Annotated in this window: 12 protein-coding genes and 2 pseudogenes; 6 read left to right on the top strand and 8 right to left on the bottom strand. The window is 71.2% G+C overall.

Going from position 1 to position 14,861, the window contains the following annotated elements; all coding sequences use genetic code 11:
- Positions 1-22: 22 nt before the first annotated feature.
- From CP981_RS11975 to CP981_RS11965, 3 genes are all read right to left on the bottom strand, one after another.
- A complete protein-coding gene (locus CP981_RS11975; RefSeq protein WP_107429614.1) occupies positions 23-2,065 on the bottom strand; it encodes an FAD/NAD(P)-binding protein in 2,043 nt (680 codons plus the stop codon).
- 206 nt (positions 2,066-2,271) lie between these two features.
- Positions 2,272-4,017: an alkaline phosphatase D family protein gene (locus CP981_RS11970; protein WP_085928507.1), complete on the bottom strand. Its 1,746-nt coding sequence runs from the start codon at positions 4,015-4,017 to the stop codon at positions 2,272-2,274.
- A 131-nt stretch (positions 4,018-4,148) separates the two neighbouring features.
- The gene (locus tag CP981_RS11965; protein ID WP_085928508.1) at positions 4,149-4,793 is read right to left on the bottom strand and encodes an HNH endonuclease family protein; all 645 of its coding nucleotides are present in this window, start codon (positions 4,791-4,793) and stop codon (positions 4,149-4,151) included.
- 208 nt (positions 4,794-5,001) lie between these two features.
- Between CP981_RS11965 and CP981_RS11960 the strand changes: the two genes are divergently transcribed.
- The gene (locus tag CP981_RS11960) at positions 5,002-5,760 is read left to right on the top strand and encodes an ABC transporter permease (protein WP_085928509.1); all 759 of its coding nucleotides are present in this window, start codon (positions 5,002-5,004) and stop codon (positions 5,758-5,760) included.
- Between the two features lie 179 nt (positions 5,761-5,939).
- Complete coding sequence (locus CP981_RS11955; RefSeq protein ID WP_085928510.1) at positions 5,940-6,521, top strand: TMEM165/GDT1 family protein; 582 nt, start codon at positions 5,940-5,942, stop codon at positions 6,519-6,521.
- 134 nt (positions 6,522-6,655) lie between these two features.
- Here the strand turns inward: CP981_RS11955 and CP981_RS11950 are convergent, their stop codons facing one another.
- Positions 6,656-7,318, bottom strand: coding sequence for an HAD-IA family hydrolase (locus CP981_RS11950; RefSeq protein WP_085928511.1), 663 nt, complete (start codon positions 7,316-7,318; stop codon positions 6,656-6,658).
- A gap of 234 nt (positions 7,319-7,552) precedes the next feature.
- Entirely contained in the window at positions 7,553-8,629 is a 1,077-nt protein-coding gene (locus tag CP981_RS39145) for a peptidoglycan-binding domain-containing protein (protein ID WP_280116704.1), read from the bottom strand.
- Positions 8,630-8,947: 318 nt separating this feature from the next.
- Between CP981_RS39145 and CP981_RS11940 the strand changes: the two genes are divergently transcribed.
- Complete coding sequence (locus CP981_RS11940; RefSeq protein WP_085928425.1) at positions 8,948-11,026, top strand: MDR family MFS transporter; 2,079 nt, start codon at positions 8,948-8,950, stop codon at positions 11,024-11,026.
- A gap of 42 nt (positions 11,027-11,068) precedes the next feature.
- Here CP981_RS11940 and CP981_RS11935 read toward each other — a convergent pair whose 3' ends face one another.
- Positions 11,069-11,593 (bottom strand): GNAT family N-acetyltransferase, encoded by a 525-nt coding sequence (locus CP981_RS11935; RefSeq protein WP_085928424.1) that lies wholly within the window; start codon positions 11,591-11,593, stop codon positions 11,069-11,071.
- Positions 11,594-11,659: 66 nt separating this feature from the next.
- Positions 11,660-11,872, bottom strand: a pseudogene (locus CP981_RS11930) (antibiotic biosynthesis monooxygenase family protein); the annotation flags it as partial.
- Between the two features lie 22 nt (positions 11,873-11,894).
- On the opposite strand from CP981_RS11930, the gene CP981_RS11925 reads away from it, so the two are divergent.
- Both CP981_RS11925 and CP981_RS38550 read left to right on the top strand, forming a co-directional pair.
- The gene (locus CP981_RS11925) at positions 11,895-13,124 is read left to right on the top strand and encodes a recombinase family protein (protein WP_244329629.1); all 1,230 of its coding nucleotides are present in this window, start codon (positions 11,895-11,897) and stop codon (positions 13,122-13,124) included.
- Entirely contained in the window at positions 13,121-13,528 is a 408-nt protein-coding gene (locus tag CP981_RS38550) for a hypothetical protein (protein ID WP_244329628.1), read from the top strand. The genes CP981_RS11925 and CP981_RS38550 overlap by 4 nt, the downstream gene beginning before the upstream one ends.
- Before the next feature lie 56 nt (positions 13,529-13,584).
- On the opposite strand, the pseudogene CP981_RS38545 reads toward CP981_RS38550, so the two are convergent.
- Positions 13,585-14,052, bottom strand: a pseudogene (locus tag CP981_RS38545) (transposase); the annotation flags it as partial.
- Between the two features lie 509 nt (positions 14,053-14,561).
- On the opposite strand from CP981_RS38545, the gene CP981_RS11920 reads away from it, so the two are divergent.
- Positions 14,562-14,855, top strand: coding sequence for a type VII secretion target (locus tag CP981_RS11920; protein WP_158092709.1), 294 nt, complete (start codon positions 14,562-14,564; stop codon positions 14,853-14,855).
- Positions 14,856-14,861 lie beyond the last annotated feature (6 nt).

Genomic DNA, 14,861 nt, shown 5'->3' with positions numbered 1-14,861 from the left:
GAAGGGCACAGGTTAGGGACACCTAATCTGTACTTGCAAGTTCAACCTCTGGCCATATGAGATCTTTGGCTGGAAGCCGCCGAACCTGCCCCGAAACCACTCCTGCCGCCGACGCCCCGCCGGTAGCCGAGGTCACGCCCGCACTCATGGCGCCCCCCGCCGCCGGGTCCGCGTCCCCGACCGCCGCCCGCAGCGCCGCCCGCGCCACCGCATCCGTGTCCGCCAACGTGACCGACCCCACACCGGGACGCGCCCCGGCAGCCGTCACCCAGTGCACCCCCTCCGTCGGTACCCCGACCGCGAACCGCCGCGGATGACACCGCCCGTCGGCCCCGATGAGGTGGTACGGGCTCGGCGACACATCGAGCCCGCCGCTCTCGTAGCCGTCCACGGTGTGCGGCCGGCCGCCGCCCTCGGCCAGCAGCCGGGCCAGCAACGGGTCCGCGGTACACCGGACGTCCGGTTCCGGCAGCCGCGCCTCGATCAGAGCCGTCGCCGTGACCGTCGAGCCCGGCACGTCCGGCGAGTGCGCCGTGAACCCGGGCGCGCGGCCGTCCGCGGAGCCGGGCCGGACCGTCATCCGGGGCCCGACCACCTCCAGCACCCCGGCCTCGATCAGCGCGGCCATCTCCTCGATCCGGCGCCGCGGCGGCCCGATGGAGAGAAAGGCGTTCAACGGGGTGTACCAGCGGTCCAGGTGGTCACGGCGCGACGCACCGGCCAGCCCGCCGTGGTCGACGATCTGCCGCAGCTCGTTGCGCAGATCCCGCAGCACATCCAGGGCCGCCTTGACCGGGCCGGCCACATTGTCCTGGCGGGCGTGGGCGATGTCCGCCCGCAAATGGTCCAGCAGCCACTCCCGGAAGGCGGCGCGGCCGGCGAACGACCGCTCCGCGTGCGGCCGGGAGACCCGCTCCCAGTCCCAGCGCTCGCCCGGCGCGATCCCGAAAGCGTCCAGGGCGGCGGCCTCTTCGGGGCTGCGGTGCGCGCTGCCCAGGAAGCACCGCCGGAAACGCTCCCGGAAGAGGGGGTCCGGCACCCCGCCCGCGTCCCGCCGCGCCAGCAGCGCCTCGTAGTAGACCGTCTCCACCTCCTTGGCCACCAGGGGCCAGACCTCCGCCAGGAAGTCGGGCAGCTCACCGGAGTCCGCGCGCTTACGGAAGGCCGCTATCACGTCCCCGGTGAGCAGCAGCGGCAGATGACGGCCGTGCGCGCCCTTCGCGTTGTCACCGCGCGCGTGGTACGGAACGCCGCGCCGGGAGCCGGCGTACAGCCGGGGTTCGCGGCCGGACGGCAGATACGTCAGTGCCCCGTCGGTGCCGCGGACGAACCGGCCGCCCCGGGCCGTCGTCAGCAGCGCCATGTGATCGAAGAAGTTGAGGCCGAGTCCGCGCAGCAGTACCGGGCGGCCCGGCGCCAGCGCCTCCAGGGCGGCGGAGAGATCGGCGGGATTGGCGGGCGGCAGATAGTGCAGCCCGTGCCCGGCGGCGTAGTCGGCCAGCCGCCGCTGCTCCGCGTCGGCGACGGCCGGCAGATGGCCCTGGGCGAGGACCACCGCCCCCAGACCGTGCAGCGTCCGGCCGTTGTCGAGGGTGAGGGACTGCGAGCCGTCGGGGGCCTCGGCCAGCCGCACCGCGCGGGCCGGGTGCGTCACCACCCTCACGCCCTCGGGTGCGGTGCGCACCGTGCGGCGGAAGAACCACTCCAGATAGCGCCCGTACAGTGCGCGCCCCGGATAGTCGTCCGGGCCGACCTCGCACCCTTCCCACTCGTACAGGCTCGGCCCGGTCCGTATCGGGCCGGCGCACGCCACGCTGTCATCGGTGAACAGGGTGACCTGCGAGGCCACGGTGTTCATCAGGAGCTCGGGCGGCTGGGCGGTGCGCCACACCTGGCCGGCGCCGGGCGGGGCGGGATCGATGACATGGACGGTCAGCCGGGAGCCCGGGGCCAGTTCGGCGGCCGAGGCGCAGATCCGCTCCAGCACGCTCGTCCCGCGCGGACCGGCGCCGACGAGCGCGAGGGCGGGCCGGGGGCGGTGGTCGGCGAAGTGGTCGGCGGCCAAAAGGAGCTCTCCCTGGGGCGGTGGACGGCCGGGCCGCGGAGGCGCGGCCGCCCGGGAAGTTCGGGCGACGAGCAGACGTGCGCCCCATCATCACTGCCCGGCCCGCCGGCGGAGGAGTCGAGTGGGCAAAATTACGTGGCGGATTCGCAGGTCGCCCGCCCGGGCCGCCGGACGGACGGGGTGTCACGGACGCCGGAACGCCCGCCTCATCCGGACTTCGGCCGATCGGTGCCCGCCGGGCCGCCCGTGACAGCGGTTTGCCCGCCCCCACGCGTATCGGTCAGCGCAGCGCGCCAGACCGTGACGAGCCGGACGCCGCCCCGCTTCTCCCGGCGGGTCTGGTCCAGGGCCAGCCGCGCCGCACGGCCCGCCAGTGTCAGCGTCATCAGCTGATTGCCGAACCAGGGGCCGCCGGTGCGCCGCCACTTCACCGCCGGGCGGGGCAGCCGCCCGTGCCGGGCCAGCAGCTTGCCCAGCCAGCGGCCGGACCGGCTCCAGCCGAAGCGGAAACCGGCCTGGAGCGAGCCGGGGATGCTGTTGTGGACGGGGGAGCAGGTCAGCTGAAGCACCCGGCTGATGGGGTGCGGACCGGCGCCGCGCCAGTGCGGCTCCGCCACATAGGCGTGGTGCACGTCCCCGGACAGCACACAGACCGTCGCCGGGGCGTCGGCACCGGAGGCGGCCTCGGCGATCAGCTCGGTGAGCGCGGTGAACGAGCCGGGGAAGGCCGCCCAGTGCTCCAAGTCGGCGCGCTGGCGCAGCAGCTCGCTGCGGCGGGCCCAGCGGGGGCCGCGTTCACCGGCGCACAGCGCGGCGTTCCAGCCCTCCCCGGCATGGATGAGATGCGGCAGCAGCCAGGGCAGCGAACTGCCGAGCAGCAGATGGTCGTAGCCGCCGCGCCCGTCCAGCACCGCCTGCCGCAGCCATTCGCCCTCGGTCTTGTCGAGCATCGCGCGGTGGCCCTCGTCCAGGACCCGGGTGGCCCGGGTGTCGATCATGACCAGGCGCACCCGGCCGAAGTCGCGCCGGTAGCTCCAGCGCGCGTTCGCCGGATCGTGGTCCGCCCCGGCCGCGAACTCCCGCACCAGCTCCGTCGCGTCCGGCACCGCCCGGACCTGCGCGTACAGCTCGTCGGCGGCCAGTTCAGCGGGCGAGAGATTGCCCAGATGCTGGTGGACCCAGTACGACATCAGGCCGCCGAGTATCCGCTCGCGCCACCACGGGGTGGCGCGCATCCGGGCCAGCCAGGACGCCGAGGTGTTCCAGTCGTCGATCACATCGTGGTCGTCGAAGATCATGCAGCTGGGGACCGTGGACAGCAGCCAGCGGACCTCCGGGTCGAGCCAGGACTCGTAGTAGAGGTAGGTGTATTCCTCGTAGTCGGCGACCTGCTTCCAGGGCGGCTCGGCGAGGTCGCGGCGGCCGGCCAGCGCCTGCGCGGTCGCCTCGGAGGTCTGGTCGGCGTAGACCTGGTCGCCCAGCAGGAGCAGCACGTCGGGGCGCTGCCGTCCGGAACCGGCGGCCAGGGTGGCGGCGAGGGTGTCCAGGGCGTCCGGGCCGACCGGGTCGTGCCCCGCGTTCGAGGGCGTCGCGGACCAGCGGCAGGAGCCGAAGGCGAAGTGCAGCGGCTCCTGTGCGGAGGCGGGGAGGGTACGGATCGTGCTCGCGGGGAAGCGGCTGCCGGGCAGCGGCCAGACCTCCTCCCGGCTCCCGCCGGCCGGTGCCCCCGGGTCTTCCAGCAGCACCCGGTAGGGCGTCTCGCTGCCGGGTGTCAGACCGGTCACCGGGACCAGCGCGTAGTGGTGCCCGGCGACCTGCCAGGTGTGCTCCGCGCCGGCCGTCCCGTCGTCGCAGTGCACGTGCACCACGCACGGCCGGTCGGTCTCCACCCATACTGTCGCGCTGTCCGCGTCGACATACCGCAGCAGCGGCCCCAAGCGCAGTCCGGCCATCGGGTGCCCCTCTCGTCGTGGTCAGAGGATAGGAGCACGGCGGGCGCGGCGGGTGGCCGGGAGGGCGGCGCGCCCGCCAGCCGGTCATTTTCCGGCCGACGGGCGCGGGACGGCAGCCCTGAGGAGCGGGCTCAGCAGCCGTCGAGGATCTTCTTCAGTGCGGCCTTCTCGGCGGAGTCCGCGGTCATGTCGTACTCATGCTTCACCGACACCCACATCCGGGCGTACTCGCAGTGGTACGAGGTCTTGGGCGGCAGCCACTTCGCCGGGTCCTGGTCGCCCTTCTCCTGGTTGAGGTTGTCGGTGACCGCGATCAGCTGGGAGTGGGTGAGGTCGTTGGCCAGGTCCTTGCGGCGCTCGGTGGTCCACTGCGCGGCGCCCGACTTCCAGGCCTCGGACAGCGGGACGACATGGTCGATGTCGAGGTCGGCGGGGTCGGTCCAGGTCTTGTCGTCGTAGGCGGAGACCCACTTGCCGCTGGTCGCCTTGCAGCCGCTGTCCTGCTGTACGTCCGTGCCGTCGCGCTTGAGCACCACTTCGCGGGTGTTGCAGTTCTTGCCCTGGTCGATCCAGTGCGGGAACTTGTCGCGGCTGTAGCCGTCCTGCGGGCCCTCGGCCTGTTCCTTGATGTCGGCGAGGTACTTCCGAGCGGTCGCCGCGTCCGGCGGGCTGGGCGGGGCCGCCTGGGCGGACTGGCAGCTCAGCGCGAGCGTGCAGACCAGGGCCGCGGCCGAACCCGCGGCGACGGAAACGCGACGCGCGTAGACCTTTTTCATCGAAACTCCCGGAATGTGGGGGGAAGTTGACGTGCGGTGCGCGGCTCATGGTGTCGCTGTGGGGTTTCCGTGAGACGTGCACCAGGTAACAGGGTGACGACATGCCCACGTCAGTTCAAGGGCTGACGGGGCGCCATAAATGCACAACGGCGCTCCGGTTGTGTCGCCCCCGGCGTCCACGCGCCCCCGGCGCCCCTACAGTGAGCGCGTGCTGCTGCCGGTCAACGTCACTCTCGGGATCGTCCTCGCCGTCCTGCTGATCGCCGCCGTGGCCGTCGCCGCGCTGGCCCGCCTCGGCCACACCCGGGCGATCGCCGTCGCCGGACTGCGCGCCGCCGCCCAACTCGCCGCCGTCTCCTACCTCATCGGCTGGGTGGTGCACGCCCTGCCCCGGCTGCTGGGATTCCTCCTGCTGATGTTCGCGGTCGCGGCACGGACCGCGGGGCGCCGGATCACCCGCAACCGCAGCTGGTGGTGGGCCGCGCTGCCGATCGCGGTCGGGGTCGTACCGGTCGTCGGTCTGCTGCTGCTCACCGGCCTGGTGCCGCCGCGCGGACTCACCCTGATCCCCGTCACCGGCATCCTGATCGGCGGCGCGCTGACCGCCACCGTCCTGGCCGGGCGGCGGGCGCTGGACGAGCTGGAGACCCGGCGCGGTGAGTTCGAGGCGGGCCTCGCGCTGGGGCTGCTCGACCGCGACGCACGGATGGAGGTCGCCCGCCCGGCCGCGTCGGACGCGCTGCTGCCGGGGCTCGACCAGACCCGGACGGTGGGGTTGGTCACACTCCCCGGTGCGTTCGTCGGCATGCTGCTGGGCGGGGCCTCGCCCGTGCAGGCCGGTGCGGTGCAGCTGTTCGTGCTGGTGGCGCTGCTGGCGGTGCAGGCGACGGCCTGTGCGGTGGCGCTGGAGCTGGTCGCGCGCGGAAGGCTGCACCGCGTACCCTTGACGCCAGCAGAAGGGGAGTAGCTCTCTGCCGGACCGTCGACATACTGCCCGCCCCTTGGGGTGGGCCGGCGCCCGGAGCGCGATACGCAGCCGTATCGCGCCAGCGAGACCTTCGGCCGCAGTGTTCGACGCTGCCGTGCCGAAGCGACCCCTTTCCCGGGCTCTTTGGTGCGGCCCGACCGATCGAGGTATCCCACCCCGTGTTCAGCTTCACCATCGCCGCCGTCGTCTTCGGCGTCGTCTTCCTCGCCGAACTTCCCGACAAGACCGCCCTCGCCGGCCTGATGCTCGGCACCCGCTACCGCGCCTCCTATGTCTTCGCCGGAGTCGCCGCGGCCTTCCTGGTGCATGTCGCCCTGGCCATCGCCGCGGGCAGCGTGCTGACCCTGCTCCCGCACCGCGTGGTGCAGGGCGTGGTCGGTGTCCTCTTCCTCGCGGGCGCCGCGGTGCTGCTGTTCCGCAAGGGCGACGACGAGGAAGAGGTGAAGCAGCCCGCCGACCAGAGCTTCTGGAAGGTCTCCGGGGCGGGCTTCATGATGATCCTGGTCGCCGAGTTCGGTGATCTGACCCAGATCATGACCGCCAACCTCGCGGCCCGTTACGACGACCCGCTCTCGGTCGGCGTCGGCGCCGTCCTGGCGCTGTGGGCGGTGGCGGGCCTGGGCATCCTGGGCGGCCGCACGCTGATGAAGTATGTGCCGCTCACGCTCATCACCAAGATCGCGGCGGCCGTGATGCTGCTGCTGGCGGGCTTCAGTCTGTACGAGGCGATCACGGGCTGAGTTTTTTCCCCGCCGCCCACCCCCCTTCGGGGGGTGGGCGGGTGTAGAGGAGAGGTTTCGCCGCGGCCGGCCCGGTGTGCGCGGCGCTGTCCCTGGGCGGGGGCCGGCCTCCGGAGGCCCTGGCCGCCCGGCGCTCAGCCGTCGATATGCACCGAGATCACGCCGTCCGCCGACGCCTCGACGCGGACGTGGGTGAGGTCGGGTATCTGCACGGTGGGTCCGAACGCGGCGGCCCGGTCGCCGACGCCGACCACCCGCATACCGGCCGCCCGGCCCGCCTCGATGCCCGCCTCGGAGTCCTCGAACACCAGGCAGTCCTCGGGGGCGAACCCCAGCTCGGCGGCGCCCTTGAGGAAGCCCTCCGGGTCGGGCTTGCTGGCGCTCACGCTCTCCGCGGTGATCCGCACGTCCGGCATCGGCAGCCCGGCCGCGCCCATCCGGGCGTCGGAGAGCGCGATATCGGCGGAGGTCACCAGGGCGTGCGGGAGCGCGGCGAGGGCGGCCATGAACGCGGGGGCGCCGGCGACCGGCACCACACCGTCCATATCGGCGGTCTCCTGGGCCAGCATCCGGCGGTTGTCCGCCAGGTTGAGCTCCATCGGGCGGTCCGGGAGCAGTGCGGCCATGGTGGCCCAGCCCTGCCGGCCGTGGACGACCTGGAGGATCTCGTCCCCGTCCAGCCCCTGCTCGACTGCCCAGCGGCGCCAGCAGCGCTCCACCACGGCCTCGGAGTTCACGATCGTGCTGTCCATGTCCAGCAGCAGGGCGCGGGCGGTGAGCGTGGTGGTGGCCGTCATCGGCGGGCTCCTGGGCACTACGGACGGTGCGGATCGCGCACGTACGGAAGAACAGAGCGGTCCCGCCCGCCGGTCAGGGAGTGCGGGCGGAACCACTTTGTTTCTTCACGATACAAAACGCAGCGGCTGGGGACAACTGGGCTGGTCAGCGACCTGTGGCCGGGCTGGTCAGTGACCTGCCACCGGCTGGTCGGTGCCGTGCCGCCGGACTGGGCGGTGCCCTGCGCGCCAGAGCTACGGGGCCTGCGTCCGGGACTCCAGGGATGCGCGGGTCGGGGCGCCGTAGACGCCGTCCGGATCGCCCGCCACCCCATAGGCCCGCTGATAGCGCGCCACGGCGTCCCGTACGTCCGCGTCGTAGCGGCCGTCCTCCGGGCCGGGATACACGGCCAGCTGCCGCAGCCGCTCCTGTAGCTCCATCACTTCCGGGCCGCCGGCCCCCTCGCGCAGCACGATCGGCCCGGTGGGCGGGGCGCTGGGCCCGTGGGTGGCGGGGGAGTCCGAGACGCTGCCGGAGGCCCGGGTGGGGGCGGGGGGCCGCGGGGCGGGGGGCCGGTAGTGCCGCACGGTGGCGTCGGGAGTGGTCGCGTCCGGTGACGGGGAGCGAGGCGCCGTGGGGGAGGTGGCGCCGCTGGGTGCGGGCGGGCCGCCGGTGGGGAGGGCGGCGTCGGGGGAGGCGGTGCCGCGGTCGGGCGCGGCCGCCCGGGTCTGGGTGCCGTCGGAGAGCGCGTCGGTGCCGATCAGCACGGCGGTGGCGGCCATGGCGGCCCCGGCGGTCAGCAGTACGGCCGGCAGGGCGCGTCTCCGGCGCGGGGCGGTGGGGTAGCTGTCGGAGGCCGGCTCCTCTCCCCGCTTCTCCTCCGGCGCCTCCGAAGTGCTGCACGTCCGGGAGACCGGGCCGCCGGGGCGGCGCCGCATACGGGGTATCAGGGGGTCGGCGGGCCCGGCGCCCGGTGCTCCGGAGGGCAGGGGTGGCCCGGGGGGCGGTGGCGGCGCAGGGGACTGAGGTGGCCCGGTGGCTGACGACGACGGCCCGGTGGCTGATGACGATGGCCCGTCGGCGTAGTGCACCGCCGCGTCCACCCCGGGTAAGTCGTCCAGCAGGTCCCTCCGGCCGAGCGCCGTGCCGTCCGCCCCACCGTCGCCGCTGTCCGCCTCCCGGTCCCCGTCCCCCTCCCCATCGGGCAGTGACACGTACGGCCGAACGCGCAGCGGATCGAAGTCGTCCGCCCCGGCCGCCGCACACAGGCAGGCCGGCCGGCCGTGGCCGCGTACGGGGGCGAAGCAGTGCGGACAGGTCTGTGCCGTCACGGGTGTTCCCCTCCCTGGAGGCATCGAACCGGCAGCGATTATCCAGACGCCGCACCGGTCCGCGCAGGCGCTCGCGGACATCCGCCCGGCATGCCCCGGGTGTTCTCCGGGTGTTCTCCGGGAGACCCCCGATGCGGGAGCGCCGCTCGGCGGGCCATATTCGGTGGAACCGCCCAGGATGGAAGAAGTCCGAAGGAGAGGCAGCACGGCAAAGGCGGCCGGCGGCGGCCCGGGACGGAACGGACGGCCCGGCATCGCACCGGCCGCTCGGGGTCCCCGGCACCGCACGGGACGCTCCGGAACGGAGGATTGACGCTCATGGCGCAGGACACCGGCGCTCCGGCCGTCCCCGGCGAGGAACGGTCCCCGCGGACCGTCCTCGTCGCGATCGGCGCGCTGCTGCTCGGCCTGCTCATCGCGGCGCTCGACCAGACCATCGTCGCCACCGCGCTGCCCACCATCGTCAGCGACCTCGGCGGCCTCAACCACCTCTCCTGGGTCGTCACGGCCTACCTTCTGGCCGCGACGGCCGCGACGCCCCTCTGGGGCAAGCTCGGTGACCAGTACGGCCGCAAGAAGCTCTTCCAGACCGCCATCGTCATCTTCCTGATCGGCTCGGTGCTGTGCGGCATCGCGCAGAACATGGGCGAGCTGATCGCCTTCCGGGCCCTCCAGGGGCTGGGCGGCGGCGGGCTGATCGTGCTGTCGATGGCGATCGTCGGCGATATCGTGCCGCCCCGCGAACGGGGGAAGTACCAGGGCCTGTTCGGTGCCGTCTTCGGCGGTGCGAGCGTCCTCGGCCCGCTGCTCGGCGGGCTGTTCGTGGACCACCTCAGCTGGCGCTGGGTGTTCTACATCAACCTCCCCGTCGGCATCGTCGCGCTCGCCGTCATCGCCGCCGTGCTGCACATCCCGCGCCCGCGCACCCGGCACCGGATCGACTACCTGGGCACCGTGGTGATCGCCGCGGTCGCCGCCTGCTTCGTGCTGATGACCTCGTTCGGCGGCGTCACCTACCCCTGGGCTTCCTGGCAGGTCGTGGGGTGCGGCGTCCTCGGCCTCGTCCTGCTGGGCGTCTTCCTCGGCATCGAGCGGCGGGCCGCCGAACCCGTGCTGCCGCTGCGCCTGTTCCGGCTGCGCACCTTCTCGCTGACCGCCGTCATCGGCTTTGTCGTCGGCTTCGCGATGTTCGGCTCGATGACCTATCTGCCGACGTTCCTCCAGGTCGTCCAGGGCATCAGCCCGACCATATCCGGGGTGCACATGCTGCCGATGGTGATCGGCATGCTGCTGGCCTCCACCGGCTCCGGGCAGATCGTCAGCCGCACCGGCCACTACAAGGTCTTCCCGATCGCCGGCACCGGTGTAGTGGCGATCGGCCTGTTGCTGTTGCACCAGCTCGACCCGAGCAGCGGTGTCGCCGGGATGAGCGCCTGCTTCTTCGTCTTCGGCTTCGGACTCGGCCTGGTCATGCAGGTGCTGGTGCTGATCGTGCAGAACGCGGTGCCCTACCAGGACCTGGGCGTGGCCACCTCCGGCGCCACGTTCTTCCGCTCCATCGGCGGCTCGTTCGGCGTCTCCATCTTCGGCACGATCTTCGCCGGCCACCTCGGCCCGCGGATCGCGGACGCCGTCGCCGGGCAGCAACTGCCGCCCGGCGTCACCCCCTCCAGGATCGCCGAGGACCCACGGACCGTGGACCGGCTGCCGGCCGGGCTGCGGACCGGTGTCCTGGACGCCTACGCCGTCTCGATCACCGATGTCTTCCTCTACGCCGTCCCCGTCGTCCTGGTGGCCTTCGTCCTGGCCTGGTTCCTCAAGGAGGAGCCGCTGCGCAGCAGTGTCACCGCGCCCGACACCAGCCAGGTGCTGTCCTCCAACCCCGTCGAGCGGTCCTCCCGCGACGAGGTCGCCCGCGCCCTGTCCACCCTCGGCAGCCGGGAAGGCCGTAAGCACATCTACGAGAAGATCGCCGCGCGTGCCGGACTGGACCTCAAACCGGCCGCCGCCTGGCTGCTCCTGCGCATCCACCGCTGCGGAGCGGTGGAACCGGCACTGCTCGCCGAACGCAGCACCGTGCCGCTGGGCGTGATCACCGAGAGCGTCCGGCAGATGGAGGTACGCGGACTCGCCACCCGCGAGGGGCTGTTGCTGCTGCTCACCGGCCGCGGACGGGAGGCCGCGGAGCGGCTCGCGGCGGCCCGTCAGGAGTCACTCGCGGAGATGCTGGGCGACTGGTGGACCAGGGACCGGCCCACCGATCTCACCGAACTCGTCCACGAGCTGACCGCGGAGCTGTGCGGTTCGGACGCGGAGGAGCCGCACAACGGCGACGCCCGGCCACCGGTGCCGCGCACCCCGCCGCCCGCGTCCCAGCCACCGGACCTGGCGAAGTGAGCCCGGCCGGCGGGGAGATGGGACCGGATCCTGCCCGGACCGTCAACGGCCCCCGGCCAGCCGCTTCTCGAAGAAGATCTCCGCATAGGGATCGTCGTGGTAGGGCTCGATCTCCTCGAATCCGTGCCGCCGGTAGAGCGCGACGGCCTCCACCAGATCCCGCCGGGTGTCGAGCCGCATCCGCTCCGCGCCCAGCCGCACCGCGGCCGTCTCGGCGGCCCGCAGCAGCGCACCCGCGCCGCCCCGCCCACGCCAAGCGGCCCGTAGGAACATCTGCTTGAGCTCCGCGGTGCGCGCGTCCAGCAGCCGCACCCCGGCACAGCCCGCCACGTCCTCGCCGTGCCGCGCCACCAGCAGCACCCCACCCGGCGGTGCGAGATCCGCGCTGGGGTACTCCGCGAGCCCTTCCTCGATCTCCGCCGCCGTCGACCGGCGGTCCTCATGGAGCACGAAGTAGCGGTCGGCCACCTCGGTGTAGTAGTCGCGCAGCAGCGCCGCGGCATCCGGCGAGCCGACCGGTTCGGCCGAGACGGCCCACGGGAGACGGAGGGTGGCGGCGTCACTCATGGCGCCATTGTCACGGCCGGGCCGGGGCCCCGCGCAACAGGTTTCGGGTGACGCCGCCGCTCACACTCAGCCCTGCTTCGGCCCGGTCTGCTGCACGACCTCGAAGGACCACAGCGTGGACCCGGACGCGGCCGGCTTGGGCCGCTCCCCGCCCTCGGCACCGCTGCCCTTCTGGTGCGCGGCCTTCATCGGCCCCTCCATCCACGCCTGGAACGACTCCTCGTCCCGCCACCGGGTGTAGACGAGGTACTGGTCGGTGCCCTCCACGGGGCGGAGGATTGCTGGATGTACCTTACGAACCATGAGCGACGATGACTTGGTATCTCGTGCGCAGTGGGGGAACTTAGAAGGACAGCATTGGGCGGTACTCGTCCGACTGTCCACCGATGAGAGCGACGACGAGCCCATGACCGAACCGGTCGAGGGCGAACGTCGGCGAGGCCCCATAACGGGGCGGGACATCAAGAGCACCAAGGAACAGGAACGCGACGGCCGCGACTTCATCAGCCGACGTGGTGGCTCGTGCGTACACGTCTACTTCGAGCCGGACACGTCCGCCTGGCGCAAGAAGCGGGTGCGGCTGCCCGACGGGCGGACGGTCTACAGGGTCGTGCGCCCTGTCTTCGAAGGAGCCTTGGAGGACCTGAAGTCAGGTCGGACGCCAGATGGGCAGCGCCTCGACGGATTGATCGTCTACGACATCGACCGCCTGACGCGCGACAACCGCCACCTGGAGGACGCCATTGACGTGGTTGAGCGCCACAGGCGGCCGATCATCGACATCAACGGCAGCCTTGACCTGCTGACGGAGAACGGTCGTGCCACGGCGCGAGTTGTTGTGGCGATGAGCAACAAGCAGTCCGCTGACACCTCCAGGCGGGTGCGCCGCAAGCACAGGGCTCTGGAGCGCGAAGGGATCCCGACAGGCGGAGCCCGACCGTTCGGCTGGAACGACGACAAGCGCACCCTGCACCCGACCGAGGCGAAGCTTCTACGGGCAGCGGCACTCGGCATTCTTGGGGGCGCCCCGGTACGGGCCTCCTGCGTGCGCTGGAACGAGCAGGGCGTGACCACGCCGCGGGGTAGCACTTGGAGCACGACCAAGCTCAAGGCGGTCGTGCGGAATCCACGTATCTGCGGGATCCGCTCCCGCAAGGTTCGCGCACTCAACCCGGACACCGGCAGCGAGAACGAGCGTTGGGAAATCGTCTACGGCGACGACGGCGAGCCCGTACAAGGGCAGTGGGAGCGCATCATCACCCAGGAGCAGTGGAAAGCGCTCATGGAGGTGATCGGCGACAACATGGCGCCGGGGAGCGGGCACAACTCGCGGAAGTACTTGCTCACTGGCACTCTCCGGTGCGACAAAGACGACTGCGGTACAGCGCATAGGGCAATCAAGGCGCCGAAGAGCGCGAACAAGCCAGATGGATTCTTCTACTACGCATGCCCGGACAAGGGCCAGGGCGGGTGCGGTGGTGGCACCAAGATCCCAGGCCCGGACGCGAGAAGGCGGTCACGGAACTGGTGATCGCCAAGTACGAAGAGGAGGCCGCCGCCCGGCAGGCAGCGGCAGCGCCGAAGGACTGGGAGGGGGAGGAGGAGCTGACGCGCGTCCGTGAGGACATCGAAGATGCCAAGGAAGCCCGCAGGAAACGGATCCTCAGCAAGGAGCGATATTTTGCGATGCTTCAGGAATTCACTGCCCAGGAGCGTCGTCTGGTGCGAGACCGGAATCGCTGGATCAAGCATCAGCATGCCTCGTTGGGCAAGCCGGTTGACTTGCGGGCTGATTGGGACGATCTGACGCTTCCGGAGCAGCGTGCCTATGTCGAGCAGACACTCACCGCTGTCCTTGTCGCGCCGGCGGTCGGTCGCCGAAAGCCGGTGCACACACGGCTGACCCCGCTTTTCCGTTCTGAAGATGACGCTTAGGCCCTGTCCTTCAGGTCAGATTGCGGAGTCGTTTGTAGCGGCAAAGGGCATATGCCAATCGGAGAAAGGCCAGGTAGTTGCCGACGGTCGTGGGTGTTGGCCGCGGATAGTCCGACGAGTAAGGGCAGTCCGTTCGCGTTGGGGACAGGACACGCGTCTTGGGACCGGGCTTACCCCGGTCGACGGGGCTCGGACCTGCAAGTTCGCCCCCATTTGCGAGGACCTGGGCGGAGTCGAGGACTGCGCGGGAGAGGTCGACTAGGTCGCGTTCGTCCAGGAGTTAGAGAACCCTTGATGCAGCTGGGCCCAGACCCTCGTGCGGGACCAGATGACAAACCGCGCTACACGGTCGACTTCGACGCCCCGAAACACGGTGGCAGCGCTCGTCAGGCGCAGCCGCTGACGAGTACATAGATGATCGCGACTCCACCGCCGTGCGGCCACACCCGAGCCGCCGACTACAGCGGCCGTGCGATCTCCCACAATCCGTCCGAAACGATCCATCCCCAACGCCCGCCCCCAATGCCCAGTACAACAGTCAACCGGCCAAGTGACACACGATCTTATGGAGGTTGCCGTACAGCTGGGTGAGTCGGCTGGCTGCTACAAGGTGCAGTTGCTGGAGGCAGATGACGTGTACGTCCATACCCTCTCTGTGGCGTCTGTCCCAGGCTGCTGCACGCAAGCCGCTATTCGGCCACAAGGCGGTGGCCGACGGCGGGCAGATGCCCAGCCGCCTCTGACACGCCAACTTGCCAATACTACAGTGAGTTGTTCCGCAGCAGGGCGGCCCTATGGGGTATCAATCCCGTGCCTGTTGGGGATAGGGCTGGAACGACGACTCGAGGAGATGGCGATGAGTGACCGTGTTGACCCGAGGCTGGCCTACACCATGAGCCCCGGCCCTTCCCCCGGCCCAACTCCTGCCCCCAACCCGTCACCCTCCCCGCCAGGATCTTCCCCAAGTCCTGAGCCCTCTCCTTCACCGGGGCCGAGACCTCAACCGCCGGCCCCATGGGGCAAGGATCCTGACGTGGGGGTCGATCCGTCATTCCTGCGCAGCAGAGCAGATGCCTGTGATGTCGCAGTCGAGACGATTCGCATGACCAGGGGTGCAGCCATGGATGCCAACGGCGACCTGAGTAAGGCGGCTTCCGGTTGGGCCTTCACGCAAAGTATCGACGACATGCAAAGCCGCTGGGAAGCACTCGTGAAAGAGGTCACCGGCCGGCTGGACACTGCGTCCGATAACTTCCGGATCAGCGCGGATGCTTACGAAGAAAATGAGGATCGGGTCCAGTCCTCGTTTTTCAACATCTACCGCTAACGAGCA

The organism is Streptomyces platensis, from assembly GCF_008704855.1.
GTDB classification, from domain to species: domain Bacteria; phylum Actinomycetota; class Actinomycetes; order Streptomycetales; family Streptomycetaceae; genus Streptomyces; species Streptomyces platensis.
This window is presented reverse-complemented; position numbering and strand designations above follow the sequence as displayed.

Bases quoted from the DNA above. Each gene is read 5' to 3' on its own strand.
- CP981_RS11970 (WP_085928507.1), bottom strand. From the start codon at position 4,017: ATGGCCGGACTGCGCTTGGGGCCGCTGCTGCGGTATGTCGACGCGGAC.
- CP981_RS11965 (WP_085928508.1), bottom strand. From the start codon at position 4,793: ATGAAAAAGGTCTACGCGCGTCGCGTTTCCGTCGCCGCGGGTTCGGCC.
- CP981_RS11950 (WP_085928511.1), bottom strand. From the start codon at position 7,318: ATGACGGCCACCACCACGCTCACCGCCCGCGCCCTGCTGCTGGACATG.
- CP981_RS11940 (WP_085928425.1), top strand. From the start codon at position 8,948: ATGGCGCAGGACACCGGCGCTCCGGCCGTCCCCGGCGAGGAACGGTCC.
- CP981_RS11935 (WP_085928424.1), bottom strand. From the start codon at position 11,593: ATGAGTGACGCCGCCACCCTCCGTCTCCCGTGGGCCGTCTCGGCCGAA.
- CP981_RS11925 (WP_244329629.1), top strand. From the start codon at position 11,895: ATGAGCGACGATGACTTGGTATCTCGTGCGCAGTGGGGGAACTTAGAA.